General features: G+C 72.5%; 20 protein-coding genes. 8 read left to right on the top strand and 12 right to left on the bottom strand.

Annotation, left to right across the window (positions count from 1 at the left end):
• Positions 1-25: 25 nt before the first annotated feature.
• From AAEP86_RS05435 to AAEP86_RS05465, 7 genes are all read right to left on the bottom strand, one after another.
• Positions 26-382 carry a cation:proton antiporter gene (locus AAEP86_RS05435; RefSeq protein WP_420369520.1) on the bottom strand — a complete coding sequence of 119 codons (357 nt, stop codon included), beginning with the start codon at positions 380-382 and terminating at the stop codon, positions 26-28.
• A complete protein-coding gene (locus tag AAEP86_RS05440) occupies positions 379-720 on the bottom strand; it encodes a sodium:proton antiporter (protein WP_420369521.1) in 342 nt (113 codons plus the stop codon). Before AAEP86_RS05440 ends, AAEP86_RS05435 begins: the two co-directional genes overlap by 4 nt.
• Positions 717-1304 (bottom strand): Na+/H+ antiporter subunit E, encoded by a 588-nt coding sequence (locus AAEP86_RS05445; protein WP_420369522.1) that lies wholly within the window; start codon positions 1302-1304, stop codon positions 717-719. Before AAEP86_RS05445 ends, AAEP86_RS05440 begins: the two co-directional genes overlap by 4 nt.
• Positions 1301-3001: a Na+/H+ antiporter subunit D gene (locus AAEP86_RS05450; RefSeq protein WP_420369523.1), complete on the bottom strand. Its 1701-nt coding sequence runs from the start codon at positions 2999-3001 to the stop codon at positions 1301-1303. The genes AAEP86_RS05445 and AAEP86_RS05450 overlap by 4 nt, the downstream gene beginning before the upstream one ends.
• Positions 2998-3408, bottom strand: coding sequence for a Na(+)/H(+) antiporter subunit C (locus AAEP86_RS05455; protein WP_420369524.1), 411 nt, complete (start codon positions 3406-3408; stop codon positions 2998-3000). The genes AAEP86_RS05450 and AAEP86_RS05455 overlap by 4 nt, the downstream gene beginning before the upstream one ends.
• Positions 3405-6317 (bottom strand): Na+/H+ antiporter subunit A, encoded by a 2913-nt coding sequence (locus AAEP86_RS05460; protein WP_420369525.1) that lies wholly within the window; start codon positions 6315-6317, stop codon positions 3405-3407. Before AAEP86_RS05460 ends, AAEP86_RS05455 begins: the two co-directional genes overlap by 4 nt.
• Positions 6318-6424: 107 nt before the next feature.
• Complete coding sequence (locus tag AAEP86_RS05465) at positions 6425-7174, bottom strand: SDR family NAD(P)-dependent oxidoreductase (RefSeq protein ID WP_420369526.1); 750 nt, start codon at positions 7172-7174, stop codon at positions 6425-6427.
• Between the two features lie 72 nt (positions 7175-7246).
• On the opposite strand from AAEP86_RS05465, the gene AAEP86_RS05470 reads away from it, so the two are divergent.
• The 5 genes from AAEP86_RS05470 to AAEP86_RS05490 all read left to right on the top strand — a co-directional run bounded on the left by AAEP86_RS05470 (position 7247) and on the right by AAEP86_RS05490 (position 11688).
• Positions 7247-7969: an SDR family oxidoreductase gene (locus AAEP86_RS05470; protein ID WP_420369527.1), complete on the top strand. Its 723-nt coding sequence runs from the start codon at positions 7247-7249 to the stop codon at positions 7967-7969.
• On the top strand, positions 7966-8625 hold the full coding sequence (locus AAEP86_RS05475; protein ID WP_420369528.1) for a FadR/GntR family transcriptional regulator: 660 nt from the start codon (positions 7966-7968) through the stop codon (positions 8623-8625). Before AAEP86_RS05470 ends, AAEP86_RS05475 begins: the two co-directional genes overlap by 4 nt.
• 25 nt (positions 8626-8650) lie before the next feature.
• Entirely contained in the window at positions 8651-9520 is an 870-nt protein-coding gene (locus AAEP86_RS05480) for an SMP-30/gluconolactonase/LRE family protein (RefSeq protein ID WP_420369529.1), read from the top strand.
• A 34-nt stretch (positions 9521-9554) separates the two neighbouring features.
• Positions 9555-10706 (top strand): 23S rRNA (uracil(747)-C(5))-methyltransferase RlmC, encoded by a 1152-nt coding sequence (gene rlmC / locus AAEP86_RS05485; protein ID WP_420369530.1) that lies wholly within the window; start codon positions 9555-9557, stop codon positions 10704-10706.
• 292 nt (positions 10707-10998) lie between these two features.
• Positions 10999-11688 (top strand): transglycosylase family protein, encoded by a 690-nt coding sequence (locus AAEP86_RS05490; RefSeq protein ID WP_420369531.1) that lies wholly within the window; start codon positions 10999-11001, stop codon positions 11686-11688.
• A gap of 73 nt (positions 11689-11761) precedes the next feature.
• Here the strand turns inward: AAEP86_RS05490 and AAEP86_RS05495 are convergent, their stop codons facing one another.
• Both AAEP86_RS05495 and AAEP86_RS05500 read right to left on the bottom strand, forming a co-directional pair.
• Positions 11762-12820: an LCP family protein gene (locus tag AAEP86_RS05495; protein WP_420369532.1), complete on the bottom strand. Its 1059-nt coding sequence runs from the start codon at positions 12818-12820 to the stop codon at positions 11762-11764.
• 91 nt (positions 12821-12911) lie between these two features.
• The gene (locus AAEP86_RS05500; RefSeq protein ID WP_420369533.1) at positions 12912-13331 is read right to left on the bottom strand and encodes a MarR family winged helix-turn-helix transcriptional regulator; all 420 of its coding nucleotides are present in this window, start codon (positions 13329-13331) and stop codon (positions 12912-12914) included.
• 76 nt (positions 13332-13407) lie between these two features.
• On the opposite strand from AAEP86_RS05500, the gene AAEP86_RS05505 reads away from it, so the two are divergent.
• Both AAEP86_RS05505 and AAEP86_RS05510 read left to right on the top strand, forming a co-directional pair.
• On the top strand, positions 13408-15540 hold the full coding sequence (locus AAEP86_RS05505; RefSeq protein ID WP_420369534.1) for an MMPL family transporter: 2133 nt from the start codon (positions 13408-13410) through the stop codon (positions 15538-15540).
• 12 nt (positions 15541-15552) lie between these two features.
• Entirely contained in the window at positions 15553-16203 is a 651-nt protein-coding gene (locus AAEP86_RS05510) for a GntR family transcriptional regulator (protein WP_420369535.1), read from the top strand.
• Positions 16204-16215: 12 nt separating this feature from the next.
• Here AAEP86_RS05510 and AAEP86_RS05515 read toward each other — a convergent pair whose 3' ends face one another.
• Genes AAEP86_RS05515 through AAEP86_RS05525 form a run of 3 tightly spaced genes read right to left on the bottom strand, consistent with a single transcriptional unit; the run spans position 16216 to position 20740 of the window.
• The gene (locus tag AAEP86_RS05515) at positions 16216-16992 is read right to left on the bottom strand and encodes an IclR family transcriptional regulator (RefSeq protein ID WP_420369536.1); all 777 of its coding nucleotides are present in this window, start codon (positions 16990-16992) and stop codon (positions 16216-16218) included.
• A 26-nt stretch (positions 16993-17018) separates the two neighbouring features.
• The gene (locus tag AAEP86_RS05520; RefSeq protein ID WP_420369537.1) at positions 17019-18434 is read right to left on the bottom strand and encodes a hypothetical protein; all 1416 of its coding nucleotides are present in this window, start codon (positions 18432-18434) and stop codon (positions 17019-17021) included.
• Between the two features lie 53 nt (positions 18435-18487).
• Positions 18488-20740, bottom strand: a complete 2253-nt coding sequence (locus AAEP86_RS05525) for an FAD-dependent oxidoreductase (RefSeq protein WP_420369538.1) — start codon at positions 20738-20740, stop codon at positions 18488-18490.
• A 108-nt stretch (positions 20741-20848) separates the two neighbouring features.
• Between AAEP86_RS05525 and AAEP86_RS05530 the strand changes: the two genes are divergently transcribed.
• Positions 20849-22198, top strand: coding sequence for an MFS transporter (locus AAEP86_RS05530; protein ID WP_420369539.1), 1350 nt, complete (start codon positions 20849-20851; stop codon positions 22196-22198).
• Positions 22199-22272 lie beyond the last annotated feature (74 nt).

Consider the following 22272-nt stretch of genomic DNA (forward strand, 5'->3'; position numbering starts at 1 on the left):
GACCGCGTCCGCACGAGCGCCGCGGTCAGGACTCGGTGTCGTCGACCAGCAGGTCCTCGTGCCGCAGGTCGTCCGACCGCAGACCCGCGCGCGCGATCATGTGCGTCGACACCGGGACCAGGAACAGCTGGAACACCATGATCGGCAGCACCACCCACAGCGCCGTCCACGTCCAGACGGCGACGACGATCGCGGCGAGTGCGAACGCCAGCCCGAGCACCTGCGGCTTCGCCATCGCGTGCAGCCGGACGAGCGGGTCGGGGAAGCGCACGATGCCGACGCCGGCGCCGAGCGACAGGACGGCTGCGACGAGCAGCAGCCCGAGCGCGATCCACGCCCGCACGCCGGCGCCGTCGACGAAGCCCTGGATGGTGTCGATCACGAGCGGTCCTCCTCGGACGCGTGTTCCGGCGTGGTCGCGGTCAGGCCCTCGTCCGACGGGTCCGAGGACGGCGTGACGGCCCGCGCGACGGCGATCGTCGCGAAGACGCTCGTCGCCGCGATGACGACGAGCACGGGGATGCCGGAGAGGTCCTGCCGGACCACCATCGCGGCAGCGATCACGATCAGGGCCGTGGTCAGGACCATGTCCGACCCGATCATCCGGTCGAGGATCGTCGGACCGCGCACGATGCGGGACACCGCGAGGCCGAGCGCCGTCCCGAGCAGGGCGAGGACGAGTGCGATGCCGACCGCGGCGACGACCACCGCGGCGCTCACCGGGCCACCTCCGGCCGCGGACCGGACAGCTCCGAGACGTCCTGCTTCGAGCCCAGCGCCCGGATGACCAGCGTCTCGATGCCGAGGGCCTCCCGGCGCGCGGCCTCGACCTGCTCGGCACGTTCCGTGTCGAGCACGTGCAGCAGCAGGCGGCGGCGACGCAGGTCGACGTCGGCGACGTACGAGCCGGGCACGAGCGAGATCGCGAGCGTCGCCAGGGTGAAGGTCATCTCCGACGTGGTGTGCAACTGCACGAGGGCGATGGAACTGCGTCGGACGCCGCGCGGCCGCAGCGCGACCCAGGCGACCCGGAAGGAGGCCACGACCACGAGCCCGGACCACACCACCAGGAACCAGGCGGCGTGGAGCACCGAGAACCGGGTGGACAGCGGCACCGGGGGCAGCGGGAGCGCCTGCGTCACGAGCAGGGCGACGACGACCCCGCAGAGCAGCGTCAGCGGCGTCCACGACCCCCAGAGCAGCGCCCACAGGACGGTCAGCCCGGCCACCAGTGGCACGTCGTACCGCCACGCGACGACGATCCGGCGGGCGTTCGCGGTGCGCCGCGTGCTGCCGGCGGTCACCGCGTCCCCCCGAGGACGGCCTGCACGTAGCGGTCGGGGGACTCCAGCGACTCCGCGGCCCGGGTCGCGTAGCCGTACAGCGGACCGGCGACGACCGTGAGCGCGACGGACCCGAGGACCGCGACGGTCGTCACGCCGACGAGCATCCGCGGCAGCCGCACACGCTCGGGCGCCTCGCCGACGCCGCCCTGCGTGGGCGTGGGTGCGGTCTCCGGACGGGAGGCGCGGGTGGCGTGTGGTGCGTCGGTGACCGTCACCGAGCCTCCCGGGTGGAAGGCCTTGCCCGTCTCCTCCGACACGGTGAGGGGCGCGGGTTCCGGCGACCGCAGGTCGGCGTGCGGCTCCGCGACGCTGGCGTGCGGCGCCGCCGCCTCGGCGGCCGGCTTCGGCCGCCAGAAGGCGGCGTCCCAGACGCGCATGAGCGCGTACAGGGTGAGGAGGCTCGTGACGACCCCGGCGCCGATGGTGACGTACGCCAGTGGGGAGCCGTCCTCGGCGGCTGCCCGGAACAGGCCGAGCTTGCCGATGAAGCCCGAGAACGGTGGGATCCCACCGAGGTTGAACGCGGGGACCAGGTAGAGCGCGGCGAGCAGCGGCGCGGCCTTCAGCAACCCGCCGAGCGATCGGGTCGAGGTGGTGCCGCCGACGCGTTCCATCAGCCCCGACACCAGGAACAGCGTCGTCTGCACGACGATGTGGTGCACCGTGTAGAAGACCGCGGCGGCGGTGCCGACGACCGACCCGAGGCCGACGCCCATCACCATGAAGCCGATGTGGCTGATGAGCGTGAAGGACAGCAGGCGTTTCACGTCCGTCTGGGACACGGCGCCGAGCACCCCCACCACCATGGTGAGCACCGCCACGACCAGCAGGACGGTGTTCAGCTGCGGTCGGGGGAAGATGATCGTCTCGAGCCGGATGATCGCGTAGATGCCGACCTTCGTCAGGAGGCCCGCGAACACCGCCGTCACCGGGGCCGGGGCGGTCGGGTACGAGTCCGGCAGCCAGAACGCCAGCGGGAAGACCGCGGCCTTGATGCCGAAGCCGATGAGCAGCATCGTGTGGAGCAGGAGCTGCACGTGCTCGGGCAGCTCCGCCACCCGCTCGCTGATCTGGGCGATGTTGACGGTGCCGGTCGCGCCGTACACCAGACCGATCGCCGCGAGGAAGATCGCCGACGCGATGAGGCTCGTGACGATGTACGTCGTGCCGGCCCGGACCCGCTGCTCGCTGCCGCCCAGCGTGATGAGCACGTAGCTCGCGACGAGCAGCATCTCGAACGCGACGTAGAGGTTGAACAGGTCGCCGGCGATGAACGAGTCGAGCACGCCCGCCGCCAGCACGAGGTACGTCGGGTAGAAGATCGTGACCGGTGCCTCGCCGTCGTCGGCCGCGAGCCCCTGACCGATCGAGAACAGCAGGACGACGAGCAGCACGCTCGCGCTCACGGTGAGGAGCAGGGCGCTCAGCCGGTCGACGACGAGGGAGATGCCGTACGGCGCCTGCCACCCGCCGACCTGCACCACGATGGTGCCGTGCTGGTCGACCAGGACCATGAGCGTCGCGGCGACGGCCAGGGCCACCACGAGGACCACGACGGTGATCGCGCGCTGGAGCCGTTGGTGGCGCAGGAGCCCGAGCGCGACGGCGGCGCCGAGCAGTGGGACGAGGACGAGGAGCGGGACGAGCCAGGTCATCGGGTCGCCTCCTGTTCGGCGTCGGTGGTGGTCTCCGGGTCCTCGTCGGCGGGGTCGTCGCGGTGCCGACCGATCGCGCGGTCGGCCTCGTCGACCTCGACCTCGTCGGCGCGGGAGAGCTTCCAGGAGCGGTGGATGAGGGCGAGCAGGAACGCGCTGACGGCGAACGTGATCACGATCGCGGTGAGGGCGAACGCCTGCGGGAGCGGGTCGGTGATGCCCTCCGAGGTCTTCCCGATCGGCGGCTTCCCCGCAGCCCCCGACATCGTCAGGAGGAGCAGGTTGAGTGCGTTGCCGAGCAGCAGGAAGCCGAGCAGCATGCGGGTCAGCGAGCGTTCGAGCAGCAGGTACACCCCACACGAGAACAGCACAGCCATCGCGATGACGAGGACCAGGGTGACGGTCATGTGGCGCTCCCCTCCGGGGTCGGTGCGTGCGTGACGTCCGCCGGCGACGACTCGGTGGTGTCGCGGGTCGGGGTGGAGGCGTCCTCGAGGCGTTGGCGGTCCACCTCGGCGCCGAGACTGCGGAGGACGTCCAGCACGAGGCCGACGACGACGAGGTAGACCCCGATGTCGAAGAACGTCGCGGTGACGAACTCGACGTGCCCGAGGACGGGGACCGTCGCCTCGAAGAACTCCGAGTACAGGGCGTCCTTGCCGAAGAACAGCGGGACGATCGCCGTGACGGCCGCCGTGGCGACGCCCAGCCCCAGCAGCCGGCCGGCACGGACCGGAGCGGCGGCGCCGAGCTCGGCCGGGCCGCCGGCGAGGTAGCGGGCAGCGAGCGCGATCCCCGCGACGAGGCCACCCGCGAAGCCGCCGCCGGCCGCGTTGTGCCCGGCGAAGAGCAGGTACACCGACAGCACCACGAGCCCGTGGAACAGCAGCCGGACGACCACGTCGAGCAGGGCGGACCGACCGGTCGGGATCGCCGCGCTCGTGGGCAGCCAGGCCCGGGGTTCGCCGTCCCGCCGGTGTCCGTCGCCCGCCACGGTCGCGGGGAGGTCGCGGAGCCGGGGGAGCGTGTCCTCGCGCGAGTTCACGAAGATGAGGCTGGCCACACCGGTGGCGGCGGCGACCACGACCGTCAGCTCACCGAGGGTGTCCCAGCCACGGAGGTCGACGAGCGCCACGTTCACCACGTTGAGGCCGTGCCCGAACGAGCTCGTCAGCGCGGGCAGGTCCGGCCAGAGCGGCTCGGCGGTCCGTGCGGAGGCGGCGACCACCACGACGACCGCGAGGGTCAGCCCGGCGAGCCCGGCGAAGAGTGCGCGGACCACCCGGAAGCGGGACGGGTTGGTCGTGGCGATCCGCGGGGGGAGCCGACGGAGCACGAGGACGAACGCGATGAGCGTCACCGTCTCGACGACCATCTGCGTCAGGGCGAGGTCGACGGCGCCGTGCAGGATGAACAGCACGGACATGCCGTAGCCGGTCACCCCGACCAGGACGGCGGCGGCGAACCGGGTCTTCGCGGTGAGGACGGCGATCGCGGCGACCGACATCACCAGCACGACGGGGACCTGCCCCCAGGAGTCGGCGAACCGGACGTGGAACGCCCAGGGGCCGCCGACCGCCAGGTTCACGAGCGCCCCGGCGACGAAGACCGACAGGATGACCGTCAGGTAGTAGGGGAGCGAACCGCGCTGGACGCCCGCGGTCAGCCCGGTGGCGACCCGGTCCAGGCCGCGCATGAGGCGCCGGTACGTCCCGGACGCGCTCGGGGACCCCGCGAGCCGGTGCTGCAGCGCTTCCACCGGGCGCCGCAGCACGAACAGCGCGACACCGCCGGCCAGCGTCACCGCGGAGAGCCCCAGCGCCGGCTCGAGGCCGTGCCAGAGCGCGAGGTGCGGGACCTCCGCGTCGGACAGGGCGGCGGCGGTGGCGGCGGGTTCGACGCCGTGGGCGACGAACGGGGTGAGCAGTCCGAGCGCGAGTCCGGTCAGCGCCAGGACGGAGGGCACCACGCCGAGGCCGTGCAGGCCGTGCGGGGTCGTCTCGTCGACGCCGGGCTTCCGGGCGAAGGCGCCCCAGAGGAACCGGAGCGAGTAGGCCACGGTGAGGACCGAGCCGAGCGTCACGCCGACGAGCGCGACCCACGCCCAGCCGGCGTCCGGGCCGTGCAGGGACTCGACGAACCCGGTGAGCACGGCCTCCTTCGCGACGAAGCCGAACGTCGGCGGGATGCCCGCCATCGACAGGAGCGCGAGGACGGCCACCACGGCGAGCCACGGCCGCCGCCGCCCGAGTCCGCTCAACCGCGAGAGGTCGCGGGTGCCCGTGACGTGGTCGACCGCCCCGACGACGAGGAACAGGGTCGACTTGAAGGCCGCGTGCGCCACGAGCAGGGCCACGCCGCCGAGCGCCACCGCCGGTGCGCCCCAGCCGGCGGCGAGCACGAGGAACCCGAGCTGTGCGACCGTGCCGTAGGCCAGCAGGAGCTTGAGGTCGGTCTGCCGGAGCGCCCGGTACCCGCCGATCAGCATGCCGAGGACGCCGAGGACGGTGATGGTCTCGCGCCAGCCCTCGAGGAGCGCGAACGCCGGGGCGAGCCGCGCGACCAGGTAGATGCCGGCCTTCACCATCGCCGCGGCGTGCAGGTAGGCGCTGACGGGCGTCGGGGCGGCCATCGCCGCGGGCAGCCAGAAGTGGAACGGGACGATCGCGGACTTCGTCAGGGCGCCGAGCAGCACGAGGACCACCGACACGGAGACGACCGTGCCCGACGGCGGGTCGGCGACGATCCCCGAGAGCGACGTCGTGCCGGCGGTGACGGACAGCACGACGAGACCGGCGAGCATCGCGAGGCCGCCGGCGGTGGTCACCACGAGCGCCTGCATGGCGGCCGCACGGCTCGCGCGCTTCGCCGCGTCGTGCCCGATGAGCAGGTAGGAGAAGACCGTCGTGGCCTCCCACAGGACGAAGAGCACGATGACGTCATCGGCCACGACCAAGCCGTACATCGACCCCGCGAACGCGGTCAGGACGCCGGCGAACCGACCGAGGCCGGGCTCGCGCGGCTCGAAGTACGACGCGCAGTACACGAGGACCAGGGCCCCCACGACGGAGACGACGAGTGCGAGCACCCACGACAGGGCGTCCATCCGCAGGGCGATCGCGAGGTCGAGCTGCGGCACCCAGGTGGAGCGCTCGGTGACCCCGCCGTGCAGGGCACGGTCCGTCTGCACGAGCGTCAGGACCGCGGCGGCGGCTGGCGCGAGGGCGGCGAGGTAGAAGACACGACGCCCGAGCAGGGGGGTCAGGGTGGGGACGATCAGGGCGACGATCGCGAACGCGACGAGGACGGAGACCATCGGGCACCTCCTCGGGGTCGGGCGGCAGTCCGGCTCACTGGGTCCTCACAGCCTACGGAGAGGCACCCGTACGGAACCTGTGTGGGCGGACAGCCTGCCCGCAGGGCTCAGCGACCGTGGGCCCGCGACGGGATCTGCGTCGCGAGCTTGCCCCCGGAGACGTCGAGCAGCGTCCCGGTGACGTAGCCAGCTGCGTCGCTCGCCAGGAACACGAGCAGGTCGGCGACGTCGTCCGGGGTCTCCCACCGGCGGAGCGACAGGGTGTCGAGCAGCCGGTCCTGCGCATCGGTGGGCATCGTCGCGAAGCCGTTCATCGCCGTCGGCACCATGCCGGGCGCGTACGCGTTCACGGTGATGTCCCACGGCCCGAGCTCCGAGGCGAGCACGCGGGTGAACGCGACGACGGCGGACTTCGACGCCGCGTACGCGGCGCTGCCGACGCTCGGCACGATCGCGGCGAACGAGGCGGCGTTGATGATCCGCCCACGACGCGCTGCCTGCATCACGGGTGCGACGGCCTGGCTCATCAGGAACGTGCCGCCGAGGTTGACGTCCATGCAGCGACGCCAGTCGTCCCACCCGAGGTCGGCGACCGCACCCTCGACGTTGATGCCCGCGTTGTTCACGAGCACGTCGATCGTCCCGTGGCGGGCGACGACCTCGTCGACGGCCGCCCGGACGGACGCGGGATCGGCGACGTCGCACCGGACGTGCCCGAACGGCGGGTCCTGCTCGAACGCCAGGTCGAGGGCGACGACACGTGCCCCCTCGGCGGCGAAGCGCTCGGCGATCCGGTGTCCGATGCCGCGCGCGGCGCCGGTGACGACGACCACGCGGTCGGTGAGGTCGAGGTGCATCGGGGCTCCGTCCGTCGGGGCGGCATCCCGACGTCGGATCGTCGGCGACCGCAATCGGCATACTATTCCGCCATGACAGACGAGCGAGTGCTGTGGATCACCGGTGGCGGCAGCGGGATGGGGGCCGCGAGCGCCCGGGCGGCAGCGCGTGACGGCTGGACCGTCGTCCTGAGCGGGCGCCGGGTGGACCGGCTCGAGGCGGTGGCTGCCGACGTCCGGTCCGCGGGCGGCTCCGCGGACGTCCTGCCCCTGGACGCCGCCGACCCGGACGCCGTCGCCACCGCCCGGGACGCGGTGCTGGCCCGGCACGGCCGGCTCGACGGGCTCGTCCTCGCGGCGGGCCTGAACACCCCGGCCCGTCGGTGGGACGACCAGGCGCTGTCGGACGTCCGGGCGGTCCTCGACACGAACCTCACCGCGGTGGTCACGGTGATCGACGCCGCCCTGCCCGCCCTGCGTGCCGCCGCCGGCGTGGTCGTCGTGGTCTCCTCGTACGCGGGCTGGTCGTTCCAGCCCGGTGCCGGGGTCGCCTACTCGGCGAGCAAGACCGCGCTGGGCTCGGTCGTCCGGACGCTGAACCAGCAGGAGGCGACGCACGGCGTCCGGGCCACCCACCTCTGCCCGGGCGACGTCGCCACCGACTTCCTCGACCAGCGCCCCTCGGTGCCGGACGCGGCCGCCCGCGCGGTGATGCTGCAACCGGACGACGTCGCCCGGACCGTGTCCTTCGTCCTGGGGTCGCCCGCGCACGTGCGGATCGACGAGCTCGTCGTCAGCCCCGTCTCACAGCGGTGATCTACGACCGCGTGCTCGACGAGCTCGGCCGAGCGGTCGTCGACGGCACGCACCCGGTCGGGACGGCCCGCAGCACCGACGACCTCGTCGCGCGCACCGGCGCGAGTCGGAGCGTCGTCCGCGAGGCCGTCCGCGTCCTCGCGGGGCTCGGCCTGGTGACCGCCCGGCGACGGGTCGGCGTGCGGGCGGCACCTCCGGAGGAGTGGGACACGACCGACCCGCTCGTCATCGGGTGGCGGCTGGCCGGGCCGGACCGCCTCCGCGCCCTCGACGAACTCCGCGCGCTGCGGCGCGCGATCGAACCGCAGGCGGCCGCGGCGGCGGCCGAGCGCGCGTCGGACGCGACCGGTCGGGACGGACGGGAGGCGCTGCTCGCCGCCGCCGACCGTCTCGCCACCGCGGCCGGTGCCGGTGACGCGGCCACGTTCCTCCAGGCCGACCGGCAGGTGCACCGCAGCGTGCTCGCCCTGTCCGGCAACGCGGTGTTCGTCCGGCTGGGACGGGTGGTCGCCCGGGCGCTCGACGAACGCGCGGACGTCCCGCCCGACGTGCACGACGTCGGGCTCCACGTCCGGCTCGCCGACGCGGTGGTGCGCGGTGACGCCGACGCAGCCGCAGCGACGATGACCGAGATCGTCGACCGCGCCGTCGCATAGGGTCGAGGCGTTCGAAGGAGAGCACATGTCGTTCACCGACCTCGTCCCCGACCCGACCGCGCTCGAGCGGATCGCCACCGGCAGCACCTGGGCCGAGGGCCCGTGCTGGATCCCGGCGAGCCGCACCCTGCGCTGGTCGGACATCCCCGGCGACCGGATCCTGCAGTGGCACGCCGACACCGGCACGGTCGACGCCTACGCCGAGGGGGTCGAGTTCACCAACGGTCGGACCCTGGATCGCGACGGCAGCGTCGTGCAGTGCTCGCACGGGTACCGGCGGGTCGAACGCGACCGGGACGGCACCGTCACCCCGATCGTCGACGGCTGGGGCGGCGGCCGGCTGAACTCGCCGAACGACGTCGTCGTGGCGCGGGACGGCAGCGTCTGGTTCACCGACCCGGCCTACGGCATCACGCAGCCGCGCGAGGGCCACCCGGGCGACCGCGAGTACGGCGACCACTGGGTCTTCGCGTGCGGCGGCGACGGCGAGGACCTCCGCCCGGTCGCGGTGGACGTCGACGAGCCGAACGGCCTGGCCTTCGACCCGTCCGAGCGCGTGCTGTACATCGCGAGCTCGTCGTCGGACGAACCGGTGATCCGCGCGTACGACCGCGACGGCGTCCGGCTGAAGAACGGCCGTGTCTTCGCGCGGCTCGAACCGGGCGAGGGCGTGCCGGACGGCATCCGTGTCGACGTGCACGGCAACGTCTGGTCGTCGTCGCACCGCGGCGTCGTCGTCTTCGACTCGAGCGGCGTGCGCCTGGGGGAGATCGCCGTCCCGGAGACGGTGGCGAACCTGTGCTTCGGCGGGGACGACGGCACGACCCTGTTCCTCGCCGCGACGACGTCGATCCACCGCATCGCGACGACCACCAGGGACGCCGCCGCGGGCTGACGGGCGGAGCCGGCTGCCGTATCCTGACTCGGCCATGCAGTGCGACTACTTCGACCGCGGGGTGTGCCGCTCGTGCACGCTCATGGGGCAGCCGTACGCCGACCAGGTCCTCGACAAGGAGATCCGCACGCGCGAACTCCTGCACGACGCGGTCGAGGCTGCCGGTGGTCCGGGCGCCGTCGCGTGGCTCCCGGCCGTCACGAGTCCGGAGTCGGCGTACCGGAACAAGGCGAAGATGGTGGTCGGCGGGACGGTGCAGCAGCCCACCGTCGGCATCCTCGACCACCGGCAGCGCGGCGTCGACCTGCGCCACTGCGGCATCTGCACCCCCGGGATCCAGCGGGCGCTGCCGGTCCTCGCCGAGTTCATCGCGGACACCGGGCTGATCCCGTACGACGTCGCCGCGCGGCGGGGCGAGCTGAAGTTCGTGCTCGTCACCGAGTCGCCCGACGGCGAGCTCATGGTGCGCTTCGTCCTGCGTTCGGAGGGGCAGCTCCCGCGGCTCCGACAACGCCTCGACGGGCTCCGGGCCGTCCTGCCCGAGGCGGTGGTGGTCACGGCGAACCTGCTGCCCGAGCACAAGGCGGTGACCGAGGGCGACCGCGAGGTCGTGCTCACCGAGCAGGAGACCCTGCCGATGCGCTTCGGCGCGGTGACGATGCACCTCCGACCGCAGAGCTTCTTCCAGACGAACACGCACGTCGCCGCCGAGCTCTACGCGCAGGCGACCGCCTGGATCGACGAGGTCTCCCCGTCGTCCATGTGGGACCTGTACTGCGGTGTGGGCGGCTTCGCCCTGCACGCCGCGCGACCCGGTCGTGCCGTGACCGGCATCGAGACCAGTCGCGAGGCAATCCGGTCGGCGAAGCAGTCGGCCCGCGAGGCCGGGCTGCAGGACGTCCGGTTCGCCGCGGACGACGCGACCGAGCACGCCCTCCGCGCCCGACCCGGCACGACGCCGGGACTCGTGCTCGTGAACCCACCGCGTCGGGGGATCGGCGAGGCGCTGTCGACCTGGCTCGAGGCGTCCGACGTGGAGCACGTCGTCTACTCGAGCTGCAACCCGGTGACCTTGGCGAAGGACCTGGCGCGGATGCCCTCGCTCCGGCTCCGTCGCGTGCGGGTGCTCGACATGTTCCCGCAGACCGGTCACCTGGAGGCCGTCACCCTGCTGTCCCGGGCGTGACGCCGCCATTGCCAGGGAACTGCCACGTTCGCGTACCCGGGTACGCCGCGATCCCCGCACGCACGGGCATCCGGCCGTACAGGTTCGCGGTCGGGGTACATAGCACCCATGGGTAGAACCGTTTGTCTCGGTTTGATAACAGTTGAGATCCTCCTATGGTTGCGCACCGAGGTGCCACCGGCCCGATGACCACTGCCCCCGGTGGCGCACCCCCACGACTGACCGCGACCGGTCGGGGTGGGCAGTGGACCGTCGCGTTCGACGCGGCTCGAGACCCCGGTGGAGCAATCACATGAAGAAGCTTTCCCGCACCCGCACCATCGTCGGTGGCCTGGCGTTCGCCGGCATCGCCGCGACCGGCGTCGGCCTCGCGGCCGCCCCGGCCAACGCGGCCTCCGGTTCGACCTGGGACGCCCTCGCACAGTGCGAGTCCGGCGGCAACTGGGCCATCAACACCGGCAACGGCTACTACGGCGGCCTGCAGTTCTCCCTCGGCACCTGGCAGGCGAACGGCGGCACGGGCAACCCCGCCGCTGCGAGCCGCGGCGCACAGATCGCCGTCGCCGAGCGCGTCCTCGCCTCGCAGGGCTGGGGTGCCTGGCCCGCCTGCTCCGCGAAGCTCGGTCTGAGCGGGACCGCCGGTGCAGCCCCGCAGGCCGCTGCCCCTGCGCCCGCCCCGGCGCAGCAGGCAGCCCCGCAGGCCGCACCGCAGCGCAGCGCTCCGAGCGCCCCGGCCGCACCGCAGCGGTCGGTCGAGTCGGCTGCCCCGGCCGCGCCCGCGGCCCCCGCTGCCCCGGCCAAGCCGGCCCCCGTGAAGACGAGCGGCAAGACGTACACGATCGTGTCGGGCGAGACGCTCGACAGCATCGCGACGAAGCTCCGGATCGACGGTGGCTGGACGAAGCTCTGGGCCGCGAACACGTCCACGATCGACGACGCGAACCTCGTCTACGCCGGGCAGAAGCTGCAGCTCCCCGCCTGACCGGTCCACCGGTCCGACAGCAGGACGCCCCCGTGACTCACGCGCGAGTCGCGGGGGCGTCCTGCTGTCCGTCTCACTCCTGGGGGTTGCGCTCCAGCCAGCCGGGCAGGTCGTCGGACCGGAGTGCCTGGGAGAGGGACTGCACCGCGAGCGTGTTGAGGGTGACGATCGACTGCCCGTCCGGCGAGGTCCCGCTGCCCGCCGTCGGCAGCGTGAAGGTCGTGAGGTCCTCGGACCGGACGCCGCGCAGGGACCAGCCCAGGTCGACGAGCGTCGGGAAGGTGAGCCCCTCGTCGACGGAGAGGTACCTGCTCGTCGCGGTCACGAAGTCCTGGATGCGGCCCGGGTTCGTCATCGTCCCCTCCGACAGGACGCCCTCGAGGACCCCGCGCATGAACGCCTGCTGGTTGCGCACGCGGGTGTGGTCGGCGTCGGCGAAGGCGTAGCGCTCACGCACGAACGCGAGGGCCGCGTCGCCGTCGAGGTGGTTCGGCCCGGTGGCGAAGGAGTGTCCCCGTGCGTCGAACGTCTCGGGGGAATCCACCGTCACACCACCGAGGGCGTCGGTCATGCCCGCGAACCCCGCGAAGTCGATCTCGGCGACGTGGTCGATCCGGACGTCGAGCAGGTGCTCGACGGTCTGCACGGTCAGCGGGACGCCACCCCAGGCGTACGCCGCGTTGATCTTCGCCGTCCCGTGGCCCGGGACCTCGACCCACGAGTCGCGCATGATCGACACCAGGAACACGTCCTGTCGGTCTGCGGGGACGTGCACGAGCATCAGGGTGTCGGACCGGCCGCCGATGTCGAACGTCCGGTGGTCGCCGTCGGGGTTGCTGCCCGACCGGGAGTCCGAGCCGATCAGCAGGACGTTCTCGGCGCCGTGCGTCGGGGCCGGGCGGGGACCGGTGGGGAACGGTTCGGGGATCACGTCCTTGCCGGCGTCGTAGCTCCGGGCGAGCCCGCCGACGAAGACGCTGGCGACCACGGCGACGACGACCGCGATGCCCACGAGGGTCCCGAGCGTCGCGACCAGGGCGACGAGGAGTGGACGCTTCCGGCGCCCGGACGGCAGGTCTGCTGCGGCGTCTGGTGCTTCGGCGGCGTGGTGCGCGGCACGGCGTTCGGACATCGGGGACTCCTGGGGTCGGGCCGGCCCTGCGCCGACCCGATCAGTCTACGACATCAGGAATATCAGATGCTAGGAGTTCGACGTCGGCCGTTCACTCCGGGTCGCGACGACGGCGACCCCGCTCGAGGACCGCGGCGAGGGCCTCGCGGAGGGCCGGGTCGTCCGGCAGGACGTCGCGCTCGATGTGGCGCGCGGTCTCCCACGCCGCGCGCCCGCGGTCCGTCACCGTCACGATGCGCCGTCGGCGGTCCTCGGGGTGGGGGGAGCGCTCGACCAGGCCGTCGCGCTCCAGGCGCTCGAGGGTCCGCGACATCGTCTGGGGCTGCACGCGCGCGGTCCGCGCGAGGGTGTCGGCACCGGTGGGGCCGGTCCGGATGAGGATGTCGACGGCGATGAGCGCCGCGTGCGGCAGGCCGATCGCCCGCAGCCGTTCGTCCCAGTCCCGCTCGACGGACCGTGCCGCCGCCGAGAGGAGGCGGCCGAGGGGCCAGCCGTCGGGAGCGTCGTCCATCCCGGGAGTCTACGGGCCGTGGTCCGACGTCCCGCCAGGTAGTCAGCATGCTGACTATCGGAGTACGCTCGCTCCCGTGACCCGCTCCCTCCGCATCGTCCTCCCCGCGCTCGTCATCGTCGTCTGGCTCGCGATCGCCGCCGTCGGCGGGCCGTACTTCGGCAAGGTCTCCGAGGTCTCGACCAACGACCAGACGTCGTTCCTGCCGGCCTCGGCCGACGCCACGAAGGTGCAGGAGCGGGCGTCCGGGTTCCGGCAGGCGTCCGGTGCCCCTGCCGTCGTCGTGCTCTCGCGGGACACCGGTCTGACCGCGGGCGACCGGTCCGCCGCCGCCGCGCTGGCCGACCGGCTCGGCGCCCGGGACGACGTGCAGGGCGTCAGCCCCGTGATCACGAGCGAGGACGGCGAGGCGGTCGAGATCGTGGCGACGCTGACCCGGTCGGCGGACACCGGGGACGCCGTCGCGGCGATCCGGGTCGACGTCGACGACGCGCTGCCGTCCGGGCTGCGGGGTCACGTCACCGGACCGGCCGGGTTCACCGCGGACCTGACCGCCGCGTTCGCCGGCATCGACGGGCTGCTGCTCGGGGTGGCGCTCGCCGCGGTGTTCGTGATCCTGATCGTCGTCTACCGCTCCCCGCTGCTGCCCGTCCTCGTTCTCGGTACCGCGACCTTCGCGCTGTGTGCGTCGATCCTCGTCGTGTGGTGGCTCGCGAAGGCCGGCGTCGTCACCGTGAACGGGCAGGTGCAGGGCATCCTGTCGATCCTCGTGATCGGTGCCGCGACGGACTACGCGCTCCTCTACGTGTCGCGCTTCCGCGAGGCGCTGCGTGACCACCGCACGGGCTGGGACGCCACCCGGGCAGCGCTCCGCGGGAGCCTCGAACCGATCCTGGCCTCGGGCGGGACGGTCATCGTCGGGGTGCTCTGCCTGTTGCTCTCCGACCTCAACTCGAACAAGGCGCTCGGACCCGTCGCCGCGATCGGCATCGCCTTCAGCCTGCTGGCCGCCCTCACCCTGCTGCCGGCGCTGCTGCTGGCGTTCCGTCGCGCTGCGTTCTGGCCGCTCCGGCCCGTCGTCGGCAGCGCGCACCCCGTCGTCACCGGCCCGGACGCCCGTGGTCTGTGGGCGCGGGTCGGACGCCTCGTCGCTCGACGGTCGCGCACGGTGTGGATCGTCTGCACCGTGGCGCTGCTCGCGATGGGCACCGGGCTCGTCGGGCTGCGGGCCGACGGTGTGCCGCAGAGCGACCTCGTCATCGGCAGCTCGCAGGCGCGCGACGGTCAGGAGGTGCTCGCCGAGCACTTCCCCGGCGGCTCCGGCAGCCCGGCGCAGGTCATCGGCGCCGAGACGGACAGCCGAGCACTGGTGCGGGCGATCACCGCGGTCGACGGCGTGGACGGGGTCGTCGCCGCGTCGAGGGACTCGCCGTCCGGCACCACGCCGGTGGCCGGCGGCGGGACCGGCCCGTCCGCCGGAGCCGCGGCCTCCGCCCCGACCGTCTCGCGCGGGGACGTCCTGCTCGAGGTCACGCTGTCCGAACCGGCGGACTCCGACGCCGCCGAGCGGACCGTGCGCGACCTCCGGACCGCCGTCGAGCGCGTCGACCCCGACGCGATCGTGGGTGGTGTGACCGCGACGGCCGTCGACACGAACGACACCGGCATCCGCGACCGGTCCGTCATCATCCCGGTGGTGCTCGTCGTCATCCTCCTCATCCTGATGCTCCTGCTCCGGAGCGTCGTCGCACCGCTCGTGCTCATCGGCAGCGTCATCGTCTCGTTCGCGGCAGCGCTCGGCGTCGGCGCGCTCGTCTTCGACCACGTCCTGCACTTCCCCGGTGCGGACCCGAGCGTGCCGCTCTACGCGTTCGTGTTCCTCGTGGCACTGGGCGTGGACTACAACATCTTCCTCATGACCCGGGTCCGCGAGGAAGCGCTCCGGCACGGACCACGGGAGGGTGTGCTGCGCGGTCTCGGCGTCACGGGCGGGGTGATCACCTCGGCCGGGATCGTCCTCGCGGCGACCTTCGCGGCCCTCGGCGTGATCCCCATCCTGTTCCTCGTGCAGATCGCGTTCGTGGTGGCGTTCGGCGTCCTGCTCGACACGATCGTGGTCCGGTCACTGCTGGTCCCGGCCCTTGCGGTCGACCTCGGCCGTCGCGCGTGGTGGCCGTCGCGCCTGTCGCGCCCCGTGGCTGACATGTGACACGCTGGGCGCATGCCAGTCCCATCGACGCAGCCCGCAGCCGAGCGGAAGCTGCTCCGTGACACCGTGCAGGGCAAGATCCGCGACGCGATCATGGACGGCACCCTCGAGCCCGGCGAACGGCTGAACGACGACGACCTCATCGCGTGGCTCGGGGTCTCCCGCACCCCGATCCGCGAGGCGCTCGCCGAGCTCGCCCGCGCCGGGCTGATCGAGATGGCGCCGAACCGGTACACCCGGGTCGCCGCCCCGACGAAGGACGAACTCCTCGACGCCTACCGCACCCTCGGCGTCATCTACGGCGGTGTCGCACGGCTCGCCACCCCGCGGTTCACGGACGCGCAGCGCCGCAAGGTCGTCGCGATGCTCGACGACGTCACCGCGCAGGTGGGAGCCCAGCACCAGGGCGAGGTCGCGCACGACGGCGCCGGCATCTACGCGCTCTGGGCGGACCACTGCGGGAACCCCTCGCTCGAGCAGCTCTGCAGGTCGACGACGGACGGGCTCGCGTTCAAGCTCCGCGTGCCGGAGCTCGCCGAGCTGGTCCCCGCCGACGTCGTGCTGCCGGAGCTCGCGAAGCTCAAGGACGCGGTCCTCGCGAAGGACCCGATCGCCGCCGAGCTCGCCATGGAGGCGATCCACCTGCTCCCGGCGCGCTCGTAGCGCGACCGATCGTCAGTGCGCGACCGCGCTGATCATGCCGAGCCCGACGCTGATGCGGTCGGCCACCTCGATGAGGTCCTCGGCGAGCGTGTCCATGTCGCGGTCACGCAGCTGCGTCACCCGGCCGGAGATCGACAGCGCCGCGGTGACGTGCCCCGAGGCGTTCCGGATCGGCGCCGCGATGCAGAAGCGGCCGAGCGCGAGCTCCTGGTTCTCGACGCACCACCCGCGGCCCGCCGACGCGACGAGGTCCGCCGTGAGCTCGTCGTGCGACGTGATCGTGTGGTCCGTGTAGCGGGGCAGCTCCGCACCGAGCAGCGCCGTCCGCTCCGCCTGTGACATGTCCAGCATGAGCGCCTTGCCGAGCGCCGACGCGTGCATCGGCTGCCGCATGCCGATCATGGTGTGCGACTTCGGGGCGAGCGACCCCTCGAAGTGGCAGAGGTAGATGCACGACGCGGCGTCCTGCACGCCGACGTTCGCGGTGAGGCCCGTCCGGTGCGCGAGCTCCTGCGCAGCCGCCCGGCTCTCGCGGTGCACCGGGTTGTGGTTGAGCCCCTGGCTGGCGAGCTCGAGCACCGCCCGCCCGACCACGTAGCCCTGCGACTCGGGGTCGCGGCGGACGTACTCGAGCGACTCGAGCGTCGCGAGCAGCCGGCCGGTCGTCGAGGTGCCGAGCCCGATCGCCCGCGCGATGTCGGAGGCACGCATCGCACCGTCGGCGGCACCGAGCGCGCCGAGGACTGCCGCGGCGCGCTCGATGCTCTGGTTCGGAGGGGTGGTGGCCATCCGTTCATTCTGGCCCGTGGTGCTGGTCACGACACCGTGACACCACTGACGAACTGGTTCGTCCTGACCTGGGCGGAGGTGAGGGGCGTACCGCCGAGGACCACGTCCTCGAAGGACACGTCCGAGACGCCGTGCGTGGCGTCCCAGCCGGAGAGCACGACCGCGTCGGAGGCGACGTCCGTGAAGTCCCGGATCGTGATCCCGGTGATCCGACCGCGCTCGTCCCGGTACCCGGTGTCGTTCGAGTACTGCCCCTTGAGCACCTGGAGCACGACGGCCTGCTTCCCGACGGGCTGCGACTCGACGTGGAATCCGTCGACGGTGACGTCCGAGGCGGTTGCCCAGTCCTGCACGTCGAACTTCAGGGCGACCTCCTTCGCACGGAGCACGTAGGACCGCGTGATCGAGACGTCGGTGAAGAGCGAGGTCTCCATCGACGACCCGAAGCGGACCGGGTTGCCGCCGGTCACGTTCCAGAACGTCGTGTCGTCTGCGTGCAGCCCCCGCGTCTCGGGTTCGCCGTTCGTGGCGGCGTCCAGCGCGTGCCAGCCGAACCCGTCGTCGCCGCTCATGACGAAGTTGTGCTCGACCGTCATGTCCTGCACTCCGTCGGTGTCGATGCCGTCGTTGTTGATGAGCGTGCCCATCAGGTTCAGCCACGACACGTGGATGCCGGACGAGCGGATGTAGAGGGTCTGCCACCACTGGGCGTTCCGGACGGCGATGCCCGAGACGGTGACGTCCGAGCTGTCGTGGAAGCGGATCGCCATGGTCTTGGCGGACCGCGAGGTGTCCGTGCCGGCGTCGAGGATGCCCCGCCCCAGGACCTGCACACCGGTGACGCCGTCCCCGTCGATGCGGCCCCGCACGAGTGCACCGGGCGCCAGGTAGACCGTCTGCCCGGAGGTCGGACGGATCACGCCGGCGTCGTGCTCTCCGGGGCCGAAGTACAGCACGGAGGGGTCGGACGCCGACGGCACCGTCGTCTCCGTCGGCGTGACGAAGAGGAAGAGCGCGCGGACCCCCGGGGCCTCGACGACGAGCGGGTGCGCGTCGCGGATCGTGAAGGTGACGGTCGATCCGGTCCGGGTCGTGGCGATCGCGAGGGTCAGCGGCGTGACGACCGGGGTGGCGGAGGCAGCGAGGCCGGGCATACTGACGCTGACGGTGGCCGTGCCGGTCCCCTTGGCGAACATCGCGACGTCGTGCGCGGTGCCGCTGACCGACTCGGCCTTCACCGGGACGGCGGTCCCGTTGACGGACACGGCGTGCGCGGTCGCGCTGGGTGACGTGGGGTTCCCCGGGTTCGGTTGGATCGCAGCGGTGCCAGCGGTGCCAGCGGTGCCGGCGGAGCCGGGGGCGACCGACGACACGGCGGCGGCCGGGCTCGCGGCCGGGCCTCCCGTCGCGGCGGTGACGAGTGCGAACGCGACTGTCGTCACGGTCACGAGTGTGCGCAGGTGCACGGCGATCTCCCTTGATCGGTGGTGGTGGGTCAGTAGACCTTCACGGCGCTCGCCGTGACGAACGGCGACCCGTTCGTCGCGGTGACGACCACGCGGACCGCACTGGTCCGGACCGGCACCACGTCGTGCACGCGGTGGCGGTGCCGGTTGTCGGTGACGGTCGCGAGTTCCCGCCACGATCCGTCGACGCACGCCTCCACCCGGTAGTCCCGGGCCAGCGTCGGGACGGCGTCCCACGGCGTCCGGTGGTGGTGCAGGTTGACGAGGTCGGCGTCGACGTCGTCGTTCCAGACGATCCGGACCTGGTGGACGGGGACCGGCTCCGCCCACTCGAGCGTCAGCGCGGCGGTGCCGTCGCCCGGCTCCGACGACCAGAGGTGCGGGCCGCCGTAGGGGCGCTGGTAGCCGTCGGTGGTCCGGGAGGCGCGCCACGCCTCCGAGACGCCGCCTGCGGTGAACGCGAAGGACCGTCCGCGCAGTGCCCGCGCCTCCCAGTCGGTGACGGGCTGGTCGGACTCCTCCGGGATGTGGTCGTCGAACTGCTCGTCGTCCGCCGACCGGGCACGGAGCGCGAGGACGCCGTACGGGTGCCCGTCGGTGAGGACGAGGCGCACGCCCGGCGCGCGACGGACGACGACGACCGCGTTGCACGGCTCGTCCGGGCGGAAGCCGAGGTCGACCACGGCCTCGCCGGGCCCGGACGCGACCGCGGCGGTGTGCGTCGACACGTGCTCGATCGGTGCGTAGTTCTGCGGCTTGCCGGTGGTCCAGAGCTCGATGGTGAGCTCGGTGGGGGCGTCCTCGTCGGCGACCGTGCGGATCGCGAACGAACCGAGCTCCGGGTCGACGGGCAGGACCACCGCGACGTCGCGGTCGAGCGCGAAGGTGTCCGCCGTCGCCCACGGGGTCGTGTCCAGCGCCGTCAGCTCGCTGCTCGCGCTGATCCGCGCGCGTGGAGCGAGATCGGCACCGTCCATCGCGCGGACCCCGATGACCGGGGCGTCCTCGCGCAGCAGCGTCTGCTGGAGCATCGCGACGTGGTCGGTGCCGAGTTCCCGGGGTGTGGTGCCGTGCCGGGCCACGAGGTGGGCGGCGGTCCCTGCTGCCTGCCCCTGCGTGGCGCACGTGGCCATCACCCGCGTGGACCCGAAGGCCACGTGCGAGGCGGAGATGTTCCGACCGGCGAAGAGCAGGTTGGACACGTCCGCCGAGTACAGGGAGCGGAAGGGGATCTCGTAGGTGCCGTCGGTGTAGCGCTGCTGCGCCCCCGCGGTCTCGGCGTAGACGCCCTCGACCGGGTGCAGGTCGATCGACCACCCGCCGTAGGCGACCGTGTCGGGGAAGGACCGCTGCGTCAGGAGGTCCTGCTGCGTGAGGGTGTGGTCGCCGACGAACCGGCGGTACTCGCGCTTGCCGGGGATCGAGCCGACCCAGTCGAGGGTGAGGGAGTCCGCGTCGAAGGCCCCGGAGTTCTTGATGTGGTCCCAGATGCCGTAGACGACACCCCACAGCTCGTCGCGGATGCGCTCGTTCTCGGTGACCGTGTCGAGCTGGCCGCCCCACTCGATCCACCAGTAGTTGCAGCCGTTGTCGCCCGTCCGGATCGTCCGGTTCGCGAGGATCGGCGTCGTGGACAGGTCGATCGCGATCGACGGCGGGACGAACCTCTCGGGACGGCCGGTGTCGTGCGTGGAGAAGAAGATCGAGCTGCCGAGCAGTTCCTCGTCCGGCAGGTCCGGTGCCCACTCCTCCCCGTACTCGTCCCGGCCCTCGCGACCGATCCGGTGGGACGCCCCGGCGAGGGCCCCGACCAGGCCGTCGCCCGTGCAGTCGAGGAACACCGGCGCGGTGAACGTCGTCTCGATCTCGGACCCCATGGTCCATCCCGTCACGGCGGTGATCCGGGTCGCACCGTCCTCGCCGGGAGCCGTCGCCACGGTCCGGACGTCGGTGTTGAGGTGCAGGTGCAGGTTCGGCTCGGCGCGGACGAGGTCGAGCACGACCTGGTCCCAGTAGACGGCGTTGCCCTGCGGATTGCGGTACTGGTTCTCGAGGAACAGCTCGCCCATGATCCCGGTCTCGCGGGCGAACCGCTGCGTGCCGTGCGCCGTGGCGCCCACCACCCACACCCGGACCTCGCTCGACGAGTTGCCGCCGAGGACCGGCCGGTTGGTGACGAGGGCGACGCTGGAGCCGAGGCGGGCGGCGGCGACGGCGGCGCTGACACCGGCGAGACCGCCTCCGACGACCACGACGTCGTGGTGCTGTTCACGGGACTGCATGGCTGGAACGGTATCACCGTATGGCGACACTGTCCCACTCTGTGGCACAGTGTGCCCGGCGAGTGCTATCGTCAAGGAACTCTCGACAACGAAGTGTGAGGTCATCCCATGAGCGACGGAACCCGGACGCGCGACAGCGTCGGCGCCGCGACACCCACGGACGCCCCGGCGGCACTCGGCGACGACGCCCGCCGCCAGAGCATGCGGAAGGTGATCGTCGCCGCGGGCGTCGGCCACTTCGTCGAGTGGTTCGACTTCGGTCTCTACGGCACGCTGGCCACGGTCATCTCGCTGTACTTCTTCAAGCAGGGCGACCCGCAGGTGGCCCTGCTGTCCGCGTTCGCCGTGTTCGGCGCGGGCTTCGTGATGCGCCCGCTCGGCGGCCTGTTCTGGGGCTCGCTCGGCGACCGCGTCGGCCGGAAGACGACCCTCGCGACCGTGATCCTCATCACGAGCGGTGCGACCGCCGTGATGGGCATCCTGCCGACCTACCAGAGCGTCGGGCTGCTCGCGCCGATCCTGCTCGTGTTGGTCCGGCTGGTCCAGGGCTTCGCGGCCGGCGGTGAGGGTGCGGGGGCGACGACCCTCCTCGCCGAGTTCGCGCCGTCGAACCGACGGGGGTTCGTCACGAGCTTCATCGACGTCTTCGGCTTCGCCGCGTTCATCGTCGGCGGTGGTCTCGTGTTCCTCTTCACCGCGCTCGCGGGTGACGGTGCCCTCGAGTCGTGGGGCTGGCGCGTCCTGTTCCTCATCGCGCTGCCGCTCGGTCTCGTCGGGCTGTACCTGCGCTCGAAGCTCGAGGACACCCCGGAGTTCCGGGCGCTCAAGGCGAAGGGCGAGGTGGCGGCCAACCCGCTCCGTCGGTCCCTGCGGTCCGGGTGGAAGGCGTTGCTCTTCTGCGTCGGCTTCGTCGTCCTCAAGGCCGTCGGGCACTGGATCCTGCAGACGTTCATGCCGTCCTACCTGCAGGCGGACCTGGGGTACTCACCGTTGGTGTCGTACGGGGTCGTGGTGATCGGCTTCATCGTGATCGCCGGCCTCGTGCCGTTCTTCGGGCTGCTGTCGGACAAGGTCGGGCGGAAGCCGGTCATGCTCGCCGGGTGTGCCGGGTTCCTCGTGCTGACGTACCCGACCCTCATGCTCATGGATGCCGGCAACTTCTGGGCCGCGGCCGCGGCGATGGTGCTCCTCGGGCTCTTCATGGCGGCGTTCGACGGAGCGGTCAGCGCCTCGATGGCCGAACTGTTCCCGACCGCGATCCGCTACGGCTCGATGGGGATCGCCTACAACATCAGCGTCGCGCTGTTCGGCGGCATCACGCCGTACTTCGCCACGTGGCTGATCAGCGCCACCGGCAACACCTTCGCACCGGCGTTCTACGTCATGGCCGCTGCCGCGATCACCGGGATCACGGTGCTCCAGGCGCGGGAGACCCACACAGGGAGGCTGCCGTCCTGAGTCGCCACCACGGACGGACGGGAGGCGCGGTGCCGGTCGGCACCGCGCCTCCCGTCCGTCCTGCTGCCCCGTCC

The sequence above is a fragment of the Curtobacterium sp. L1-20 genome, assembly GCF_048755855.1.
GTDB lineage: Bacteria > Actinomycetota > Actinomycetes > Actinomycetales > Microbacteriaceae > Curtobacterium.

Excerpts from the sequence above, each read along its gene's own strand:
- AAEP86_RS05450 (WP_420369523.1), bottom strand. The coding sequence starts at position 3,001 with ATGACCTGGCTCGTCCCGCTCCTCGTCCTCGTCCCACTGCTCGGCGCC.
- AAEP86_RS05455 (WP_420369524.1), bottom strand. The coding sequence starts at position 3,408 with ATGACCGTCACCCTGGTCCTCGTCATCGCGATGGCTGTGCTGTTCTCG.
- AAEP86_RS05460 (WP_420369525.1), bottom strand. The coding sequence starts at position 6,317 with ATGGTCTCCGTCCTCGTCGCGTTCGCGATCGTCGCCCTGATCGTCCCC.
- AAEP86_RS05465 (WP_420369526.1), bottom strand. The coding sequence starts at position 7,174 with ATGCACCTCGACCTCACCGACCGCGTGGTCGTCGTCACCGGCGCCGCG.
- AAEP86_RS05470 (WP_420369527.1), top strand. The coding sequence starts at position 7,247 with ATGACAGACGAGCGAGTGCTGTGGATCACCGGTGGCGGCAGCGGGATG.
- AAEP86_RS05480 (WP_420369529.1), top strand. The coding sequence starts at position 8,651 with ATGTCGTTCACCGACCTCGTCCCCGACCCGACCGCGCTCGAGCGGATC.
- rlmC (WP_420369530.1), top strand. The coding sequence starts at position 9,555 with ATGCAGTGCGACTACTTCGACCGCGGGGTGTGCCGCTCGTGCACGCTC.
- AAEP86_RS05490 (WP_420369531.1), top strand. The coding sequence starts at position 10,999 with ATGAAGAAGCTTTCCCGCACCCGCACCATCGTCGGTGGCCTGGCGTTC.
- AAEP86_RS05495 (WP_420369532.1), bottom strand. The coding sequence starts at position 12,820 with ATGTCCGAACGCCGTGCCGCGCACCACGCCGCCGAAGCACCAGACGCC.
- AAEP86_RS05500 (WP_420369533.1), bottom strand. The coding sequence starts at position 13,331 with ATGGACGACGCTCCCGACGGCTGGCCCCTCGGCCGCCTCCTCTCGGCG.
- AAEP86_RS05510 (WP_420369535.1), top strand. The coding sequence starts at position 15,553 with ATGCCAGTCCCATCGACGCAGCCCGCAGCCGAGCGGAAGCTGCTCCGT.
- AAEP86_RS05515 (WP_420369536.1), bottom strand. The coding sequence starts at position 16,992 with ATGGCCACCACCCCTCCGAACCAGAGCATCGAGCGCGCCGCGGCAGTC.
- AAEP86_RS05525 (WP_420369538.1), bottom strand. The coding sequence starts at position 20,740 with ATGCAGTCCCGTGAACAGCACCACGACGTCGTGGTCGTCGGAGGCGGT.
- AAEP86_RS05530 (WP_420369539.1), top strand. The coding sequence starts at position 20,849 with ATGAGCGACGGAACCCGGACGCGCGACAGCGTCGGCGCCGCGACACCC.